Here is a 17,429-nt window from a genome sequence, read left to right as displayed (position 1 = left end):
CTATTTTCTACGTTTTATATATATTGACTCTATCTATGCTTTTCGTGATGTTTGCATCATGTAAGAAGGTCTCTCAAAAGGAGAGACCATGCCGATCGCGAGACACCTGAGTCTGATCACACTGGATGGTGTGAAGGACCTCATTCAGAGGAAGGTGGACTTCACCTGTCGGTATGAGCTCGTAGGGGGCACAGGGGATGGCAAGCCGCTATACCAGTGCATCTATAGCGTCGGAGATGAGGAACTCATCCTGGTCGCTGCCAAGGTTCAGAAACACGGACCCAAGGTGCGTCACTTCGCGCTCTGGCCGGGGCTCGTCAATCACCACACCAATTTTGGTGACGGCCGCCCTGTCACTCTCGATCTCGATATCCGCAACGCCGAAGGCGGCGATGGCGGACCTGATGGTGATCGGGACTGAGGGCAGCGTCAGGACCTCGAACTGGACCTTCCACGACCGAGACCGCGATGAGCCACAGACGGCGTCGCTGGAATTGCCGGTCCGGGCTGATCGCGCCAGCATACTCGCCGCGATCCGTGCCACGTCCGACCGACACACCGGGAACCGCGCCCTGACGGCGGTCGGGCTGACGCCGGCCGCGTGGCACATCCTGTTCAGGGCCATGATCGAAGCAGAAAGCGCCTATGATCCGACCGCAACGAGCCCCAAGGGTGCCTACGGTCTCGGGCAGCTCATGCCGGCGACGGCGCGTGACCTTGGCGTGGACCGCAATGATCCCGCACAAAACCTCGAAGGTGCCGCGCGCTACCTGCTGGCACAACTGTCGACCTTCCGGGACATCGATCTCGCGCTTGCCGCCTACAATGCCGGACCCGACCGGGTTCGCGCATACGATGGCGTGCCACCCTTCGCCGAGACCCGTGGCTATATCGCCCGCATCCACAACATCCGCCGCCGACTTTCCGGGCAACCCCCCCTTCAGCCCATCATCCGTCTCTCCACCAGGGCCGAGACGCGCGTCCCGGTCGTGATCGACCTCAACTAGAGCCAGAGGACTTCCGCGCATGAGATTTCCCCGCCGCCGACACCTGTCATCCATCATCTCGATGCTGACAATCGCCTCGTCGCCTGCCCTCGCCCAGGACCTTTCGCCGATCCAGAACATGCTGGAGACCGTCGAGGCCGCGCTTACGGGACCGATCGGGATTGCCGTCGCGACCCTCGCCGTCATTGGCACCGGCTTCATGTGCATGATGGGGCGGTTGAACTGGGGCTGGTTCGCCTCGGTCATCATCGGGATCGTGCTGATCTTCTCGGCCGGCACCATCGTTGACGGATTCACCTGATGTTTATCTCACCTTTCTGGCTCCAATCGGTGGGATAGGCTGATGGCAGAACGATCCCCTTTGTTCCTGGGTCTTGCGAGGCCGCCCAAATATCTCGGCCTCCCTGTTGGCTACCTTGTTATGCTGGCCATGGGGGTCGTTCTGCCCTTCATCTGGACCAAGTCGCTCGCCTTTTTCCTGATCGGCATCATCACCTACCCGGTGCTCTGGGTTGTCGCCGACAAGGAGCCGCATTTCTTCGACGTGCTGCGGGTCTCCTATGGCTCGGTTCGCGCGACGAAGAACCGGGCGCTGCACGGGGGTGACAGCTATGGCGCTTGACGGAACCCGGCACGCCGCCCCTGCCCTCCTCGCCGCCGATGGCCTCGCGTTCTCGCGCGAAAGCACCCATGCCGAGCACCTGCCCTATTTCGCGGTGGCGGCCTCGAATGCCCTGATCACCCGTGAAGGCGATCTGATGGCGACGCTGCGCCTTGACGGTCTGAACCCGATGACGACACCGGACGGCGAGCTCGACGCCCTGCGCCGCGCCGTCGCCGCGATCGTCGCGCAGACCGGCGATCTCTTCGGCTTCTATGTCCATCGGATCTCCGTGCCACAGGACCTGCGCCTGCGCCCCATCGAAGGGGACGGGTTTGCCGCCGAGATCGACCGACGCTGGCAGCACCACATCGTCGGCCTGCAGCCGAAGAAGAAGCAGCTTTATCTCACGATCCTGCGGCGGCCCGAGCTTTCAGCACGGTTTCCCATCCTCAGGAGCTTTGCCACTCGGGCCTGGGTGAAGGATCGCGCCGCGCGGCTCCAGGAACTGAACGAGGTCACGGGCTTCTTCGAAGTCGCGCTCGCCGCCGCCCGACCAATGCGCCTGACCACCGAAGGCGGCGAATGGCTCGGGGTCCTGAACACATTGAACTCGGGCCGCTTTGCGCCCATAGCCATCGGCCAGAGCGCCCTGCCCCTCGCCCATGCGCTCTCCGACATTCGCGCCACCTTCGAGGGCGACACAATCCTCGTCACCGATGGCGTGACGGGCGAGTGCCGCTATGGCGCGGGCTTCAGCATCAAATCCTACCCCGCGCTGACCGATGTCACGCTGCTCGACGGGCTCGACCTGCCCCTCGACATCGTACTGACCAATTCCTTCACGCCGATCCCGACCAACATCATGGCCGAACGCATCCAGCGGATCATCCGGCAGATGCACGCCTCGGACGATGCGGCGGTGTCACTCCGGGAACAACTGGCCATCGCCGCCGACGACCAGGAGGCCGGCCGGATCGCCTTCGGCAATCATCACCTTTCCATCGCGGTCTATGCCGAGAGCCGCGAGATGCTCGAGCGCGCCGCCGCGCAGATCAAACGGGCGGGCCAGGAGATCATGGCGGTGATCGTGCGCGAGAAGATGGCGCTCAAGGCCACGTATTTCGCGCAGCATCCGGGCAATTTCGGATACCGGGCGCGGCGCACCCCGATTTCGTCGGTGAACTTTGCCGACTTTGCCGCACTCCACGGATCGGTCGAGGGACGGTCCGGCCAGGAGAGCCCCTGGGGCGCGCCGATCACGATCCTGCCGAGCGTTGGCACCTCCGGCTACCGTTTCAACTTCCACGAGGCGGGCGATGCGGCGAAGGAACCCACCGTCGGGCACAGCCTCGTTCTCGGCCGCACCGGAACCGGCAAGACGCTGACCACCGCCTTTCTCGCTGCACAATCGCAGCGGGTCGGCACGCGGCTTTTCTTCTTCGACAAGGACCGCGGCCTCGAGATGGCGGTGCGTGCCCTTGGCGGCACCTATCACGAAGTCCGCGCAGGCGTTCCTACCGGGCTAAACCCGCTGGCTTCCGAGGTCGACGAACGCGGCCGCGCCTGGCTCTCTGACTGGCTCGGGACGCTGCTCTCCACTCATGGGACACTCTCGGGCGAGCAGTCCCGCCATATCCAGGGTGCGGTGCGCCAAAACGCCGAGGCCGGGACCTCGCTGCAATCCTTCGAGAGCTTCGAGACCTTGTTCCGCTCCCTCGACGATGGCGGCGAGCTTCAGACGCGTGTCGCGGAATGGGCTCCCGGTGGGCGCTACGGTTGGGTCTTCGCCGCCACGAGAGCTGAACCGGCGCTCGCGCTCGACGGCGACATCGTCGGCTTCGACATGACCGAGATCCTCGACATGGCCACCGAGCGCATGGCGGTGCTCTCCTACATCTTCCGCCAGATCGAGCGCGTGGTCGAAGATCGCCGCCCCACGATCATCGTGCTCGATGAAGCCTGGAAGCTGCTCGACGATCCCTATTTCGGGGCGCGGCTCGAAAACTGGCTGGTGACGCTGCGCAAGATGAACTGCGTCGTCGTCATGATGACGCAATACCCGAGCCAGCTCTGCGACACCCGGGTCGGCAAGACCATCGTCGAGACGGTGCCCACGCAAATTCTCTTTCCCAACGACCGGGCCACGCCGAAGGATTACGAATTCCTGCGCGTCTCGGAGAAAGAGGCCGTCCTTCTCACCGAACCCACCGCCGGTCAACGGATCGCGCTCGTCCGATCCGCCGGCGAGAGCCTTTTCGTCGATGCCGATCTCTCCGCCCTCGGGGATTTGCTCCCGATCCTCGGCGGCGGCCGCACCGGCGAGGCGCAGGTCGGCGCCGACTGGCGAGCAAACCCCGAGTTCTGGAGACACGCATGCGCCTGATCCCCTTGATCCTCATCGCCCTCGGTCTTTCCGGCTGCGCCCGCTACACCGACAAGACCTCCCCCTGTTTCGGGCAGAACGGCGATCCGGTCGTGTCACGCAACGCGATCGCACCGCTCACCTTCTCCTCGAAATCAGAGGCTCCCGCCAAGGACTGCCTGTTCGAGCCGGTGATGCAAGAGTGATGCGACGCTGGCTGATCATATCCGCCGCGCTCTGCGGTCTGGTACCGCCCGCATTCGCGCAGGGCGTGCCGACCCAGGACAATATGCGCGTAGGACAGCTCGTCACGCTCTTCGGGTCCTTGGGCGAGGATCTGGGCGTGCAACGCGATACGCTTTCGACAGGCGACGAACTTGCCCGGGTCCAGGCGGAGCAGCTTCGCGTTCTGGAAGAGATGACCGCGGCCATCACCGGACCGGGCTTCGACATCGCATCAATCGAAACTCATGCCAGTTTCCCGGCCGCAGGGATTTATCCGCCCGTGGATGCAAGCCCCATGGACAGCCGCCTCTTCGGTGAAGGCCGCGAGACCATCGAGATGATGATCGTCCGGGTCGCGGGCGAGTATGCCGGTGCGCCGGGGGTCGCGCGGGCAGGACTTTCCCCGACCCAGTGGCGCTGCCTCTTCCAGGCGCTCATCAAGCAGGAAAGCCGCTTCAGCATCACCGCCCAGAGCCCCGTTGGGGCCTATGGTCTGACCCAGCTGATGCCCGGCACCGCGTCGGACATGGGCGTCGACCGCTACGACGTCATGGACAATCTCCGGGGCGGCGCCCGCTACATCACCACGCAGTTGGGTACCTTCGGCAATGTCCCCCACGCGCTCGCGGCCTATAACGCGGGGCCCGGCCGGGTGACGGAATATGGCGGCGTGCCGCCCTTCCCGGAGACCCAAGGTTACGTGCGCAACATCTCGCGGTTCATGGGCGAATACCTCGCCGTGGTCGGCGGGGCGGACGCACTCGGCACGCTGACACCGGCCGACATGGCGCTGGCCGAATACTCGAACATCTCGGTTGCGAGCCTCTACTACGCGGCCGATGCCCATGCCACCACCGGGCAGGTCGTGAACCGCCTGGCCGCGATCATCCGGCAGATCGACGAACAGCCGAACGTCAAGGCGGCGATCGAACTCAACACCTACGCGCGGGTCGAGATCGCCCGCATCCTCTCCCTCCGTGTCCGGCTGATGGCCGCCAACCAGACCCGCGAGGCGGCCCATGCCCAGCACCTCGCGGTCGACCGGATCGATGAGAGGGAATTCATGGCCATGGAGGTGCCCGAATGAAACGGCTCTTGCTCGGCGCGGCGACCGCGCTCCTTCTCACCACATCCCCAAGCCTGGCCCAGGGCGTGCCGACCTTCGACGGACAGCAACTGCGCCAGCTCGTCCTGCAAATCGAACACATGGCCGAGGACCTCAACGTCCAGCTCGAACAATTGGCAACCATGCGGCAAGAGCTGGAGACACAGCTTTCTCAGCTTCTGAACCTCGAGGCCCAGCTGCGTTCTCTCGTCGACGGCAATGCCCTTGGCGAGCTCTTTGCCACCATCGAGGAGTTCGAGCGGCTCAAAGGCTCACTGACCGCCCCCATCGATACCCTGCAGGCCCTGGCGAGCGGCGACTTCCTGTCGGGCTTCAAACCCGGCTCCGATCTCGCCGGGCAGGTCGAGGCGGCGCTGACCGGAACCGGCCTGACCCAGGAACACCTCTCGACGCTCTCAAGCTCACCGGAGCCGGCCGATAACCGGCTCGCCACTTCGGCCGGCGCGAGCGCCATGCTCTCCGTCGCCGCCCAGGAGTCCCACGAAGAGGCCGGCGCCAGCCTCGATCGCCTGGAAACCATGGTCGGGCTCATCGACGACCAGGATGGGCTGAAGGCCGCGGTCGATCTCAACACGCGCGTCACCGCTGAGCTCGGCATCATCCTCACCCAGATCTGGCGCCTCGAAGCGGCCCAGGGCGTCAGCGCCGGCCAGCTCGGCGTGGTCGATGCCGCAACGCTCGCCGCCGAACGCAAGTTTCGCGAAATGGAGGTGCCGGAATGAGCCGGAACGCCGGCAGCGTCATCTGCCTAGTCCTCACTCTGGTCGTCTCGGGATCGGCCGTCGCCGCTGAAGGTTTCGGGAGCATGGCGCAACCAGAGGAAGCCGTTACGGAATGCGTGGCCCCGCGGCCGCCACGGGATCTGGCGAAGACCGCCTATATCCGGAACGGCTATCGCGCCATCCTGCGCATCCTCGCGGCGCGACACTGGCAAGAGACCGGCGACTGCGCTTGCGTGATCCAGGACATCCCCTGGGACGAGGTGGTCGCCCAGAGCGCGGAGTTCGTCACCGGCAACGATCCTCTCCGGCCCTTCGACACCTCCGAGCTGCGTCTCATGGCGGATGCGCTCGAGGCCGAACGCGCCGCCGCCTGTGAAAGCCAATAAATGGGGATCATCCGCGATATCCTCTCCCAGGTCGACGATGCGGTCGACACGGTCGCGGAATCCGGCTTCGCGGACGGGGCGGGTGTCGTGGGCGACGTGATCTCGGCCGGGGGTGCGGTGCTCCTGATCCTCCTTGGCATCAATGTCGTCATGCAACTCCGACCGATGAGTTTCGGGAGCGGCTTCGCCTTCGGGATGAAGCTCGTCCTCGTCTCGCTCTTCGCGCAGAGTTGGTCGAACTTCTCGGTCATCTATGACATCGCAACATCCGTCCCCGACAGTATCGGCGCGGCCATTCTCGATCTGACCGACAGCGGCGACGAGGCAGGCGTCTATGAAGGCCTCGATCGCATGGTGAACCGCATCACCGCCTATGGCGATGCGATCGGGGACCGCGCGGGCTGGGTCTTCGGCGCCGTTCTCGGCGCGATCTTCTTCGTGCTCTCGGCCGTCTTTGCTGCCGTCACCGCCGGGATCATCGCCTTCGGCAAGATCGTCTTCACCCTGATGATCGTGATCGCCCCATTCATGATCCTGGCCTCCCTCTTCAAGCCGACACAATCGCTTTTCGAGGCCTGGAGCCGGGCCACCATCGGCTACGCCCTCATGCCGATCGCCGCCGCGGGGGCGGCCGGCATCATCGTCGCGATCGCCGAGAGTATCGGCGACGCCTCGACCGATCCGGACAGCGTCGAGACCATCAGCCTCATCCTGCCCTTCCTCGTGATCCTGATCCTGAGCGCCGGCATCATGGCCGCCGTTCCCTCCATTGCCGCGAACCTCAGCGGCGTGGTGGCCGTTGCCTCGAACGCCATCGGCCTTACCGGGCTTGCGCGGCGCGGCGTCGTCAACACAGGAGAATACGGCCTGGGCGGTGCCGGGCGGCTCGCCACGGGCAAGACACCTTACGAGCTGCGACGCGCCACGAGCGACGGTGTGGTCCGGACCGGTCAGGCGATCCGGGCAACGCCGGGTGCCCTCCTCGCCCGCAGCAAGGCGCTCCGCAGCCCCAACCAGACCCAGGCATAGATGGCATGAGCAAGGAACGGGACGCCTTCGAGGCGGATTTCATCTATGGGCCGAGGCGGCGGGAGCGCTTCGCCTGGCTCATCGCCGCCGCCGGCGTCATAGTCGGTCTTGCCGGGTTTCTCGGCGCGCTCACGCTCTTCCCGCTCAAATCCGTCGAGACCTTCGTCGTCGTTGTCGATAAGGAAACCGGCGAGATGGACCGGGTGGCCCAGGTCGCGGCCCTCACCCTCGACGAGAGTGACGCCATCATCCAGGCGAGCCTCGTGGCTTATGTCGATGATCGCGAGACCTACGATCTCACCGATGGCGAAGAGCGCATCAACGCGGTGCTCGACCGCTCCGATGGCGATGCCGCCCGCACGCTCCGCGATCTCTGGTCTTCGTCAAACCCGGACTACCCGATCACCATCTACGGCCGCCAGGCGAAGATCGACGTGGTGATCCGCTCGGTCAACCAGATCGAGCCGGGCGTCGCCCAGGTTCGCTTCACCCGGACGCTGCGGCGCGAGCGCGACACCCGAACCGTGACGCGGCCTTACGTCGCCACCCTCGCCTATGACTTCCGCCCCGAAACCCGTCAGCGCCTGCAGGACGTCTGGGCCAACCCGCTCGGCTTCGTCGTGACCTCCTATCGCGTCGATGCCGAAACCCTCGAGAACTGACCCATGAGACTGCTCGTCCCCCTCCTCCTCGCCTGCGCACTGCCGACCGCCACCCTTGCCGAGGCCACGCCCCAGGGCGGCCCGCTCGACATCCGCATCCGCTACGCCGTCTACAACGAGAACCAGGTCTTCCGGATCGAGACCGATCTGCGCCATTCCACGACGATCCACTTCGGGCGCGGCGAGCGGTTCGAGGCCGTCATCGTCGGCGATACCGAAAGCTTCCAGGTCGATCCGATCCCCGAGCTGGGCAACGTGTTGACAATCAAGCCCCATGTCGCCGGTGCCTCCACCAACATGACCGTCATCACCAATCGCCGGACCTATTCCTTTCATCTGCGCGAGGGCTCGATCCCGAACCGGACCGGCATGTTCTTCGAGGTGCGGTTTCAATATCCAGACGACGCGCAGCGCACGACAGGCACCACACCGAAGGGCTTCGAGGCGCCGCGCAACTACGCCTATCTCGTTTCGGGAGAAAGCGATTTCCGGCCCGCCTCGGTCTATGACGACGGGCGTTACACCTACTTCACCTTCCCTGAAAACGGTCGCCAACCCGCGATCTTCAAGGCCGACGACCAGGGCCGCGAACGCACCGTCAACTGGACCCAGATCGGCAACACCGTCCGGGTGCTCGGGGTGACCGACTACTGGACGCTGCGGATCGGGGACAAGGCGCTTTGCATCGCCCGCGACCGCTCCGCGATCTACGTGAGCAACTGACCATGGCGGATCCCGATCTCCAGAAACGTCTCGAGACCTTCAGCGAGGACAAGAAGAAATCCCGGTCCAGAGGGTTTGGCGTTGGCGCGCTCGCCATCGCGCTTGGGCTGGCCGGGGCCGGTGTCGCCTATTGGCTGGCCAGTTCAGGGCAGGATGACCCGGGTTCGCTCGAGACCTCCGAGGTCGAGCCGTTCCAGGATGGCCGGCCCGGTGGCGGACGGCTGGAGTTCCCGCCGGACGAGGCCGCAGAGCGGGTCAATGATGCGCTGATCGCCGTCGAGGACGCGCTCGATGTGCCGGAGAGCCCGACACCGGAACCCTCCCGCGAGGTCCTCAATGAAATCGCCCGGCTCCACGAGGCGCTTGCGGCCAGCCAGTCCGAGCGCAATGCCGAGATACAGGCCGCTGTTAACGATCTGCGCGAGGCGTTCGATGCCCAGACCAGGGCGCTTGAAGCCCAGATCGCGGAACGCGAGCGCCAACTGACCGCGCTGGAACGCGAAAACGATGCAAAGCTTGCGAGCCTTCAGGCCCTGCTCGAAGCCGAGCAGGCGCAACGGGAGAACCTCGAAGCCGAGCTTCACAACAGCTCTCTGATCGCCGACCAGGAACTGCTCGAGGAACGGCGGCGGCAGGAAGAGGAACAGCGCAGGCGCGAGGCGGAACGGGAAGCGGCGGAACTGTTGACCGCCCAGATCCGGTCACCTGCGATCGTCTATGCTGACGGGCGCGGTGCCTCCGCAACGCCGTCCGGCCCGGCGGGCACGGGCGCCCCGCTCGACGAGAACGAGGCCTATCTGCAGCGTGCCGCCCGACCACTCGAGGTCGAGGAAGCCACCCGTATGGAGTTCCCCGACCGAACCCTTGCGCAAGGCTCGGTCATCCAAGCGGCCCTTCAGACGGCGATCAACAGCGATCTGCCGGGCAATGTCGTGGCGGTGGTGTCGGAACCGGTACCGGCCTTTTCCGGCGAGCGGATCCTGATCCCGCGCGGCTCGCGCCTCTTTGGCCAATACCGCTCCGGCATCGAGGTGAACCAGAAACGCATCCTGATCCTCTGGACCCGGGTTCTCACACCCGACGGCACCTCAATGGATATCGCTGCGGTCGGGGGCGACCAACTGGGCCGTTCCGGGCTCACCGGCCTCGTCGACACCAAGTTCGATGAACGTTTCGGGGGTGCAGCGCTGATCTCGATTATCGGCGCGGCCCCTTCCGTGGCGGCCGAACAGGCACAGGACGAAGTCACAGGCGAAGTGCTGGAGAATATCGGCGAGGATCTCTCGGACGCGACCAGCTCGGTCATTGCCGACCAGGTCTCGATCGCACCCACGATCTACGTGGATCAGGGCGCTAGCGTGACGGTGCTCGTGGACCGGGATGTAGTGATTTATGGGGATTCCGGGTCGCAATGGCAATGAAAGCATCAGCTTTCGCGTTCGAGCGTCAGCGAAAGGCAGTGAAAACCGATTCAATCAAACCGGAATCACCGAATTGAGCGAACCTATCCAGCCGTCATCTTATCTCGAACGCTACCTCGCACCGTTTGAACGGTGGCTGACAGACGAGGAGGTCATCGAACTCGCGGTAAACGCCGATGGTCGGGTCTGGATCGAACGGCGTGGCGGCGATGCGATGGAGCCCGTCGATCTCACCGTCGATCCGATGGATGCGGTCAATCTCGGGACCACGATTGTCGGGGACGCCAAGGCCAAGGTCTCCGAAAAAAACCCGCTCGTCTCCGGCAAGGTCGAGTTCAAGGGACGACCCCTGCGCGTGCAGGTCGTGGTGTCGCCTGCCGTCGAGACCGGCGCGTCGATCACCATCCGGCTCTTCGGCCGAGCCGACATCCGCAGCTATCGCCCTAAATACCTGTTGGGGCGGGCCGTGTCGCTGTCGGACAAACGGGTGGAGAAGCTGTCCGAAATCGCCGAACTGGCAGGGTCAGACCTGCCGGAAGCGCTGAAGCAACTGATCGCGAACCGGCTCAACATCCTGGTCAGCGGCGGGACATCGACCGGCAAGACCACCTTTGCCCGGCATCTCCTGACCCATGTGCCGGACACCGAGCGCCTCATCACGATCGAAGACGCGTTCGAGCTCTTTCCCACCCAGCCGAATTCCGTCTGCCTCCTGGCGGATCGCGTCAAGGACAGCCCCCGCGCTGCCGGTGCGCTCCTTCAGGCGTCGTTGCGGATGCGGCCGGACCGGATCGTCGTTGGCGAGCTGCGCGGCGCCGAAGCGCTTACCTATCTCGAGGCCATCAACACCGGCCACGGTGGCTCGGTCTCAACCATCCATGCCGAGACCGCCGAACTCGCCATCGACCGCCTGGCAATCATGGTCTTGCAGGCCGGTACACCGCTGACCTTCTCCGAAGTCCAGACGTACATCCGGAAGTCGATCGATGTGATCGTCCAGCTCGGGCGCATGGAGGGGCAAAGGGGGGTTTCGGAAGTGTTGGTGTTGGGCGGTCGTTCGAGCAGATCGAATTAAAGGCCTGCTGCGCGGGATCCCATCCCGGCTGGTCGTTCCGGCCCCAGCTTGGCTTTCATTTGGTGCAATATGGGGGCGCTGTCACTGAGGCGACACGTCTATGCGGACTGTTAGATAGTTCTCTCTTAGGCAATCGAACATTTCATTCGCTTCGCCATGAACGGCGGTATGTTCCGGCTCGGCATCTGGTTCCAACTTCGCCTGTACCGACACACTTGCGAGGGCTTGGGCACACGCCTAGTCTCAATCCTGTTAGTCAGGGGAGATATCCATATGTGCGGGCGCTTCATCGACCCCGATCTGCGAGGCACGGACCAAGAGCACTCCGAAACCAAAATCAATCCGTTCCCAAGGCGACCGGTTATCATCCCGCCCCGAGGTCCGCGTCGATACAACGTCGCGCCGACGCAAGACATCTTGATCTTCGGTGGTTCGCCTCTGGTCGCCATGGAAGCCCGATGGTGGCTTATCCCGTCTTGGCACAAGGGCGAGATGAAAGACTGGAAGGCCACGACGTTCAATGCGCGCATAGAGGATGCAAAAGAGAAGCCGAGCTTTCGCGCTGTGTGGCGACACGGGCGCTGTCTCATTCCGATGGGCGGCTATTACGAATGGATCGGCACGAAGGGTCAGAAACAGCCCCATGTGATCTTGTCCGGCGGGAACGAGCCGACGCTCTGGGCGGCTGGGTTGGCGTCCCTCTGGAACGATCTGCTAACCTGCACGATGATGACACGCGCGGCCAATGCCGAAATCGAGAGCATCCACCATCGCATGCCTGTAATCCTCAATATTCAGGAACGTGAGGCGTGGCTTTCAGGTAGTGACAACGTTCAGGAACTGGGGGCAGAGGTGCGGCTTCGACATCATCCGGTCAGGAGATTTGGCGCGCGAGATGAGGGGCCGGAGTTGATTGAGCGGGAGTAAGTCTGGTGGTGAAAGCACTCCTGCGAGAGTGGAAATGGGTCTACGACCGATATCCGACAACTGGTGGGTCATTCGCTTCTGCCCTGAAGTCTCTCAGATGCGGGCATTGACGAGTAGTAGTGAACCATTGTTGGCTTGGACAAAAACCTGCCAAAACCACAAAGGTTTTGCCGGGGGTTTTTGTCTTAGCTAAGCGGTTGATCCTGGATAGGGTAGGGCTTTTGGACAAAAACGACCGTATTTGGCGCACGCGTTTGGTCAGAGGGTTAGTGGCAAACAGTTTTGCCAAGACGTTAGAAGTTCAGGTTGAGATAACGAAAGATACTGCGAGCGGACTGAATCCCTTCCAAACAGAGATCATCCAAATCCCTGTTGAGAGTTAATCGGTCTGCCTTTGCAACGTAACTGCGACCTGTATCGTGCTCGGTGCTAAGATACTCATGAACGATGGCATTTCTGGCTTTTCGAAGCTTAGGCGTGCACAACTTTTGCAGTTCTTCGAGAACCTTGAGCCATGTCTCATTGGGATGGAGGCCTGCGGATCCAGCCACCACTGGGCGCGGCAATTCCAAAAGCTGGGCCATGAAGTCCGATTGATGCCTGCGATGTACGTGAAAGCCTATGTTAAACGCGGCAAGTCTGACGCCATCGATGCAGAGGCGATCTGCGAAGCTGTCACGCGCCCCACGATGCGGTTCGTGGCGGTCAAGACTGAAGAACAACAGGGCGTTCTGTTCCTGCATCGCGCTCGCGACTTGGTCGTGCGGCAAAGGACCCAACTCAGCAACATGCTGCGCGGCTTGCTGGGGGAGTTTGGTATCGTGATTGCCCAGGGGATCGGGAGCGCCGTGAAGTTTGCAAAGGCGGTACTGGACGGAGATCGTCCGAGCATTCCTGAAGTCGCCATCGAAGTCTTGACGAACCTGTGCAACCAGATGGTTGCTCTGCACTTGCGCATTCTCTGGTACGATAAACGCATTCTGCTTGAAGGCCGGAGAGACCCAAAAGTTATGTTGCTAAGGACCATTCCCGGGGTTGGCCCTGTTACCGCCTCGGCCATTGTTGCGACAGCGGGCGACGGGCATCAGTTCCGAAATGGACGCGAGTTTGCCGCCTGGCTGGGGCTGACACCGATCAACCGCTCAAGCGGCGGCAAAGAACGTCTCGGACGAATATCCAAGATGGGAGATCGATACCTCAGACGGCTTCTGGTAACCGGCATGACCGCCCGATTGAACCAGATGAAGGTCAATCCCGACCGTGTTGATCCTTGGGCAATGTCCCTGAGAGAGCGCAAACCTCCGCGCGTGGCTACCGTTGCCATGGCGAACAAAACCGCCCGCATCATCTGGGCGGTGTTGACGCGCAACGAAAGGTATCAGTCTCACACATCATAAACGTCAAAAGAGGAACAGCAGAGACGCAAGACCATTGAGATGATGGAGCAATGTCAGCCCGCCAACCAAGACACCCCGTCGAATGTCAGGGACACGTCGTTGTCCGCGAAGCGGTTTGGGACTTGGTCAGCGGAAACCATCAGGGCCAGCAGCCGTGTGCGCTGCGCAAACAGGCCGGACACACGACTGCATCTGACAGACGCTCGTACCAGCTCAAAAAATGTCTTGCTATACAGGAGCCATCCACACAGGACATTCGCTGCAAGCGCACAATCCGGCGATGGTCGAACTCACACTTCGCGGGACTTTGCAGAGCTTCACAGCTTCTGTAGATTGATCGTGGCCCCGTGGAGGTGCACTCCAAATTCAGCACGCTTCGTCGAGCGCCCTTGAAACACTCGCCAGCCGGTCCGCCAGCGCCGCGTTCATCACGGCATAGCCCGCTTCAATCGAGTCGAGTTCCGCATATCCGACGAATAGGCCAGCGAATACTTCCGTGTGATATAGTCGGGTGCAGCTCTCGGACAGGGGTTCGAGGTCGAACCGGTGCACGCCGCGAAAGATGCCCGGGACGCCGCCACCCCAGACGAGGCTGCGGTCGGGTTCGGCCACGATGACCCGAGGGTGGATAACGAGTCGATGGCCGTTGGGTTTGTGCACCTCAACCTCCAGCCGAGCCCCGCGCTCCGCCAAGCCCTCGACACGGACATGGTACGGATTCCACTCCGGGTAGGCGGCCAGATCAGCCAAGACCTGCCAGATACTCTCTGCGGCGTAGGGCAGATCGATATGGGTCTCGATTTCGATCCGGGTCGGGCGTTCGGTCGTCTCGGCTGCCGCAACGTTTACGCCGGCGAGAATCGAGATGATGAACAAGATGGGTTTGAACATGATGTCCTCCATTGATGATGAGGACAGATTGCCCGCTGCCGCCGAACGACTATTGAATTATCGCGCCAGACTGCTGCGCAACATCGCGAAACGTCCTCGGTGTCATGTTGGTGACCCGCCGGAAATCGCGCTGAAAATGCGCCTGATCGGCATAGCCGCAGCAATAACCGATTTCGGCCAATGGCGTTGCCGTCTCGGTGAGCAGGTGCGTGGCCTGCCGCATCCGGGCGCGGCGCAGGACGCTCGAAAAACTGCGGCCTGCCTCTCCCAGCCGGCGCTGCAGAGACCGGTCCGAGAGCGCCAGGGCCCGCGCGGCCTCCCCGAGCTTCCAGCCGCGCCCGATATCGCCGGCAAGCAGGTCGGCGAGGCGGTCATTCACGGTTCCGGCGTCGGAGTGCTCTTCCGCAAGAGCCGCAGGATCGTTGGACCAGCGAATCGAGAAATGCTGCGCGTCGCAGTCGAGCTTCGTCTCGGCGATCTCGCCCTCGGCAAGCTCCACCGAATCGAGTGAGAGACGGCAGTCTTTCGCGCCGATACGGGCAAGAAGGCCAAAAAGAATACCCGCAATCAGCAGGTTCTCGGCGGCGCTGGCGGGGTCCGCCTTGCTCTCGCGCCGGCACTGCCACTGGCGATGCGTGCCGGTGTCGATCCGAGTCCGGTGGCTCGAATGGTAGTATCTTTCCAGGCGCATCCACTTTTCGGCCAGCACCGCCGGCTCGACGGATCGGAGGAGAACGGCCATCACGGGCGATTCCTCAGCCAAGTCCAGGTATTGCCCGATCCGCAGGACGGCCGACGCTCCGTGCCGATCCGCGAAAGCCGACAGGAGCGTGAGCTTGTCCCGGTCGGACACGACACCGGCCTGCATGGGATCGGGCCGCAAGATGCCGCGGCAGAGGTCCGGGTCGATGTGGTCAATCGCCCCGACCACGAGACCGATCAGCGTCGTGCTGGTGAAACCGGACATGCCCTCCTCCCGATGGTGGAGCGCCGGACCGGCGGAGCGGTCCGACGCCTTGATGTCACGCAGGGGTCAGGCAAAGGCCGGGACGATCATGGCAACTGCCAGCGCGCCCCCTGTGACCCATGTGGTGCGACCCACCCCCGCGAACTCTTCAGCCCCGTATCGCCGCCAGAGCTGAACCGCAAGAAGGATGTGCCAGACGGCCAGCAACGGGAAGCCGAAATCCACGAGCGGGTCGAGGACGTCACCCGAGACGCCGATCTGTTCACCGGCCAGCAGGAACAGAAGCGGCGAGAGCGCGAGGCCGAACCACGCCAGGCAACGACTGATATTCGTACCATTCAGGAACACGACACAGATCGACGCGAGCCACACACCCCAGCAGATATTGGCCAGGTGCTCGCCCACGAGCACACCGGCGTAGTGGTTGAACGCGCCTTCGAGCATCGCCGCCATCTGCGCCTTTTCTGGGTCGGCGGCCTCGGTCACGAAATAGGGGATGAGGATGACCCAACGGCCGAAACCGAGCGCCTGGCAGAAACCGGCGAGCGTGCCGAAGATCAACGACAAGGTCGCAGCGGTCTGCGACCGGGCCCGGACCACCTGGTACAGGAGAACCGAGATCAGGATCTGCGTTATCCCGGTCATGGTCAGCACCCAGTAGGTCGGGCGGATGATGGCCTCGTTCTCGGCGAAGATCGCGAAGCGGTCTGGCGCCGGGTAGCGGAGCACGTCGGGAAACTCGAAGACGGCGCCGAGGACGGCGAAGCCGGCGAACATGGCGACGATATGCAGGATGAGCACGACTGCCGTCGCGCGGTCGGGAGTTCGGGTTGTGACAGGCATGACAGACCTCTTCGGTTGCGGGTATTTGTGCCGCCAGCATGACTGACCCCCAAACCCGCTTATTGAAGGATCGCGCCAATCCGCCCGATCCGGCCTTTGGCGCGTTTGTTCAATAGGTCTCCTCTGCCTTTCGGTACGAAACCGGCATCCAGATCGAAGGAGACCAGTCATGGACACCAACGGATTTGCCATCGTCACCGGAACCAGCAGCGGGATCGGCGCGGCCCTTGCGACCAAGCTCGCCGCCCAGGGATATGACGTGCTTGCCATCGCGCGGCGCAATCCTCCGTCCGCGGAAAGCGGTCGGGTCCGCCACCTGGCGCTCGACCTCACCGACAACGACGCGATCCCGCGCGTGGTCTCAGAAGTCGAGCGCGCAGGACGGCCTGTGGACCTGCTGGTCAACAACGCCGGCGTTCAGTACTCGCACTGCATTACGGATCTCCTCAAGGAAGACCGCAGCTCGGCCCTTCGCACCGAGATCGCGCTAAACCTTGAAGTTCCGATCCGACTCACCTGGTCGCTCATCGACCGCATCGCCCGGCCGGGTGGTGCCATCGTAAACGTGACGTCGTTGACGGCGCTACATCCCAAGAGCTCCGCTCCGGTCTACAGCGCAACCAAGGCCGGGCTGAAGTCATTCACCCGGGCCTTGCGCTTGCAGGCGGAGCCAATGGGGGTTCATGTCATGGAAGCGATTCCGCCGCTCGTCGACACCGCGATGACCTCGGGTCGCGGCAAGGGCAAGATCAGCGCCGAAGCGATGGCCGATGCCATTCTTGCTGGCCTAGCCGACAGACGCCGGGTCGTCGCTCCCGGTCTTTCCGGCCAAGTGCTGAGGCTCAATCGGCTCTTTCCGGAACTCGTTGCCAGGTCGATTGCCCGGGGTTGAAGCTCCCTTCGCCGAATATCGTTCAGAAGGCGCAATGCGCACGCCGCGAGGTATCGTTCCCAATGCCAGGCAAACGGGGGCGACCGGAGCTTTTTTCATGGATTCTGCTTCTTACGACCATCACGCATCGTCCGTTCCGGGCTCTTCGCGGCCGTTAGATCGACCGCAGC

The 17,429-nt window shown here is 63.2% G+C and carries 20 protein-coding genes; 17 read left to right on the top strand and 3 right to left on the bottom strand.

Annotation, left to right across the window (positions count from 1 at the left end):
* Positions 1 to 88: 88 nt before the first annotated feature.
* The 16 genes from AC13C8_RS01480 (at position 89) to AC13C8_RS01405 (ending at position 13,666) form a co-directional block, all read left to right on the top strand.
* Positions 89 to 421, top strand: a complete 333-nt coding sequence (locus AC13C8_RS01480) for a hypothetical protein (protein WP_248411101.1) — start codon at positions 89 to 91, stop codon at positions 419 to 421.
* Entirely contained in the window at positions 393 to 1,007 is a 615-nt protein-coding gene (locus AC13C8_RS01475) for a lytic transglycosylase domain-containing protein (protein ID WP_482846156.1), read from the top strand. The genes AC13C8_RS01480 and AC13C8_RS01475 overlap by 29 nt, the downstream gene beginning before the upstream one ends.
* A gap of 19 nt (positions 1,008 to 1,026) precedes the next feature.
* Entirely contained in the window at positions 1,027 to 1,308 is a 282-nt protein-coding gene (locus AC13C8_RS01470; protein ID WP_482846155.1) for a TrbC/VirB2 family protein, read from the top strand.
* Positions 1,309 to 1,350: 42 nt separating this feature from the next.
* Positions 1,351 to 1,629 carry a VirB3 family type IV secretion system protein gene (locus tag AC13C8_RS01465; RefSeq protein ID WP_482846154.1) on the top strand — a complete coding sequence of 93 codons (279 nt, stop codon included), beginning with the start codon at positions 1,351 to 1,353 and terminating at the stop codon, positions 1,627 to 1,629.
* The gene (locus tag AC13C8_RS01460; protein WP_482846153.1) at positions 1,619 to 3,994 is read left to right on the top strand and encodes a VirB4 family type IV secretion/conjugal transfer ATPase; all 2,376 of its coding nucleotides are present in this window, start codon (positions 1,619 to 1,621) and stop codon (positions 3,992 to 3,994) included. Before AC13C8_RS01465 ends, AC13C8_RS01460 begins: the two co-directional genes overlap by 11 nt.
* Positions 3,985 to 4,179, top strand: a complete 195-nt coding sequence (locus AC13C8_RS01455) for a hypothetical protein (protein WP_482846152.1) — start codon at positions 3,985 to 3,987, stop codon at positions 4,177 to 4,179. The genes AC13C8_RS01460 and AC13C8_RS01455 overlap by 10 nt, the downstream gene beginning before the upstream one ends.
* A complete protein-coding gene (locus tag AC13C8_RS01450) occupies positions 4,179 to 5,285 on the top strand; it encodes a lytic transglycosylase domain-containing protein (protein WP_482846151.1) in 1,107 nt (368 codons plus the stop codon). The genes AC13C8_RS01455 and AC13C8_RS01450 overlap by 1 nt, the downstream gene beginning before the upstream one ends.
* Positions 5,282 to 6,046 carry a type IV secretion system protein gene (locus tag AC13C8_RS01445; RefSeq protein WP_482846150.1) on the top strand — a complete coding sequence of 255 codons (765 nt, stop codon included), beginning with the start codon at positions 5,282 to 5,284 and terminating at the stop codon, positions 6,044 to 6,046. Before AC13C8_RS01450 ends, AC13C8_RS01445 begins: the two co-directional genes overlap by 4 nt.
* Positions 6,043 to 6,432 (top strand): hypothetical protein, encoded by a 390-nt coding sequence (locus AC13C8_RS01440; RefSeq protein WP_482846148.1) that lies wholly within the window; start codon positions 6,043 to 6,045, stop codon positions 6,430 to 6,432. Before AC13C8_RS01445 ends, AC13C8_RS01440 begins: the two co-directional genes overlap by 4 nt.
* A complete protein-coding gene (locus AC13C8_RS01435) occupies positions 6,433 to 7,461 on the top strand; it encodes a TrbL/VirB6 family protein (RefSeq protein WP_482846147.1) in 1,029 nt (342 codons plus the stop codon).
* A 5-nt stretch (positions 7,462 to 7,466) separates the two neighbouring features.
* Entirely contained in the window at positions 7,467 to 8,123 is a 657-nt protein-coding gene (locus AC13C8_RS01430; protein ID WP_482846146.1) for a VirB8 family type IV secretion system protein, read from the top strand.
* Positions 8,124 to 8,126: 3 nt separating this feature from the next.
* A complete protein-coding gene (locus tag AC13C8_RS01425) occupies positions 8,127 to 8,846 on the top strand; it encodes a TrbG/VirB9 family P-type conjugative transfer protein (RefSeq protein WP_482846145.1) in 720 nt (239 codons plus the stop codon).
* Positions 8,847 to 8,848: 2 nt separating this feature from the next.
* Positions 8,849 to 10,267, top strand: a complete 1,419-nt coding sequence (locus AC13C8_RS01420; RefSeq protein WP_482846144.1) for a TraB/TrbI/VirB10 family type IV secretion system protein — start codon at positions 8,849 to 8,851, stop codon at positions 10,265 to 10,267.
* Positions 10,268 to 10,340: 73 nt separating this feature from the next.
* Positions 10,341 to 11,342, top strand: a complete 1,002-nt coding sequence (locus AC13C8_RS01415; protein ID WP_482846143.1) for an ATPase, T2SS/T4P/T4SS family — start codon at positions 10,341 to 10,343, stop codon at positions 11,340 to 11,342.
* Between the two features lie 156 nt (positions 11,343 to 11,498).
* Complete coding sequence (locus AC13C8_RS01410) at positions 11,499 to 12,269, top strand: SOS response-associated peptidase (RefSeq protein WP_482846142.1); 771 nt, start codon at positions 11,499 to 11,501, stop codon at positions 12,267 to 12,269.
* 440 nt (positions 12,270 to 12,709) lie between these two features.
* Positions 12,710 to 13,666 (top strand): IS110 family RNA-guided transposase, encoded by a 957-nt coding sequence (locus tag AC13C8_RS01405; RefSeq protein ID WP_482846141.1) that lies wholly within the window; start codon positions 12,710 to 12,712, stop codon positions 13,664 to 13,666.
* 366 nt (positions 13,667 to 14,032) lie between these two features.
* Here the strand turns inward: AC13C8_RS01405 and AC13C8_RS01400 are convergent, their stop codons facing one another.
* The 3 genes from AC13C8_RS01400 to AC13C8_RS01390 form a co-directional block, all read right to left on the bottom strand.
* The gene (locus AC13C8_RS01400) at positions 14,033 to 14,569 is read right to left on the bottom strand and encodes an SRPBCC family protein (RefSeq protein WP_482846140.1); all 537 of its coding nucleotides are present in this window, start codon (positions 14,567 to 14,569) and stop codon (positions 14,033 to 14,035) included.
* Positions 14,570 to 14,606: 37 nt separating this feature from the next.
* A complete protein-coding gene (locus tag AC13C8_RS01395) occupies positions 14,607 to 15,524 on the bottom strand; it encodes a helix-turn-helix transcriptional regulator (RefSeq protein ID WP_482846139.1) in 918 nt (305 codons plus the stop codon).
* A gap of 66 nt (positions 15,525 to 15,590) precedes the next feature.
* Positions 15,591 to 16,367 (bottom strand): DUF4386 domain-containing protein, encoded by a 777-nt coding sequence (locus AC13C8_RS01390; RefSeq protein WP_482846138.1) that lies wholly within the window; start codon positions 16,365 to 16,367, stop codon positions 15,591 to 15,593.
* Positions 16,368 to 16,536: 169 nt separating this feature from the next.
* On the opposite strand from AC13C8_RS01390, the gene AC13C8_RS01385 reads away from it, so the two are divergent.
* Positions 16,537 to 17,259, top strand: coding sequence for an SDR family NAD(P)-dependent oxidoreductase (locus tag AC13C8_RS01385; protein ID WP_482846137.1), 723 nt, complete (start codon positions 16,537 to 16,539; stop codon positions 17,257 to 17,259).
* The last annotated feature ends 170 nt before the right edge of the window (positions 17,260 to 17,429 follow it).

Source organism: Aliiroseovarius sp. B-4, from assembly GCF_056857795.1.
This window is presented reverse-complemented; position numbering and strand designations above follow the sequence as displayed.

Bases quoted from the DNA above. Each gene is read 5' to 3' on its own strand.
- AC13C8_RS01480 (WP_248411101.1), top strand. From the start codon at position 89: ATGCCGATCGCGAGACACCTGAGTCTGATCACACTGGATGGTGTGAAG.
- AC13C8_RS01475 (WP_482846156.1), top strand. From the start codon at position 393: ATGGCGGACCTGATGGTGATCGGGACTGAGGGCAGCGTCAGGACCTCG.
- AC13C8_RS01470 (WP_482846155.1), top strand. From the start codon at position 1,027: ATGAGATTTCCCCGCCGCCGACACCTGTCATCCATCATCTCGATGCTG.
- AC13C8_RS01465 (WP_482846154.1), top strand. From the start codon at position 1,351: ATGGCAGAACGATCCCCTTTGTTCCTGGGTCTTGCGAGGCCGCCCAAA.
- AC13C8_RS01460 (WP_482846153.1), top strand. From the start codon at position 1,619: ATGGCGCTTGACGGAACCCGGCACGCCGCCCCTGCCCTCCTCGCCGCC.
- AC13C8_RS01455 (WP_482846152.1), top strand. From the start codon at position 3,985: ATGCGCCTGATCCCCTTGATCCTCATCGCCCTCGGTCTTTCCGGCTGC.
- AC13C8_RS01450 (WP_482846151.1), top strand. From the start codon at position 4,179: ATGCGACGCTGGCTGATCATATCCGCCGCGCTCTGCGGTCTGGTACCG.
- AC13C8_RS01445 (WP_482846150.1), top strand. From the start codon at position 5,282: ATGAAACGGCTCTTGCTCGGCGCGGCGACCGCGCTCCTTCTCACCACA.
- AC13C8_RS01440 (WP_482846148.1), top strand. From the start codon at position 6,043: ATGAGCCGGAACGCCGGCAGCGTCATCTGCCTAGTCCTCACTCTGGTC.
- AC13C8_RS01435 (WP_482846147.1), top strand. From the start codon at position 6,433: ATGGGGATCATCCGCGATATCCTCTCCCAGGTCGACGATGCGGTCGAC.
- AC13C8_RS01430 (WP_482846146.1), top strand. From the start codon at position 7,467: ATGAGCAAGGAACGGGACGCCTTCGAGGCGGATTTCATCTATGGGCCG.
- AC13C8_RS01425 (WP_482846145.1), top strand. From the start codon at position 8,127: ATGAGACTGCTCGTCCCCCTCCTCCTCGCCTGCGCACTGCCGACCGCC.
- AC13C8_RS01420 (WP_482846144.1), top strand. From the start codon at position 8,849: ATGGCGGATCCCGATCTCCAGAAACGTCTCGAGACCTTCAGCGAGGAC.
- AC13C8_RS01410 (WP_482846142.1), top strand. From the start codon at position 11,499: ATGAACGGCGGTATGTTCCGGCTCGGCATCTGGTTCCAACTTCGCCTG.
- AC13C8_RS01405 (WP_482846141.1), top strand. From the start codon at position 12,710: ATGAACGATGGCATTTCTGGCTTTTCGAAGCTTAGGCGTGCACAACTT.
- AC13C8_RS01400 (WP_482846140.1), bottom strand. From the start codon at position 14,569: ATGGAGGACATCATGTTCAAACCCATCTTGTTCATCATCTCGATTCTC.
- AC13C8_RS01395 (WP_482846139.1), bottom strand. From the start codon at position 15,524: ATGTCCGGTTTCACCAGCACGACGCTGATCGGTCTCGTGGTCGGGGCG.
- AC13C8_RS01390 (WP_482846138.1), bottom strand. From the start codon at position 16,367: ATGCCTGTCACAACCCGAACTCCCGACCGCGCGACGGCAGTCGTGCTC.
- AC13C8_RS01385 (WP_482846137.1), top strand. From the start codon at position 16,537: ATGGACACCAACGGATTTGCCATCGTCACCGGAACCAGCAGCGGGATC.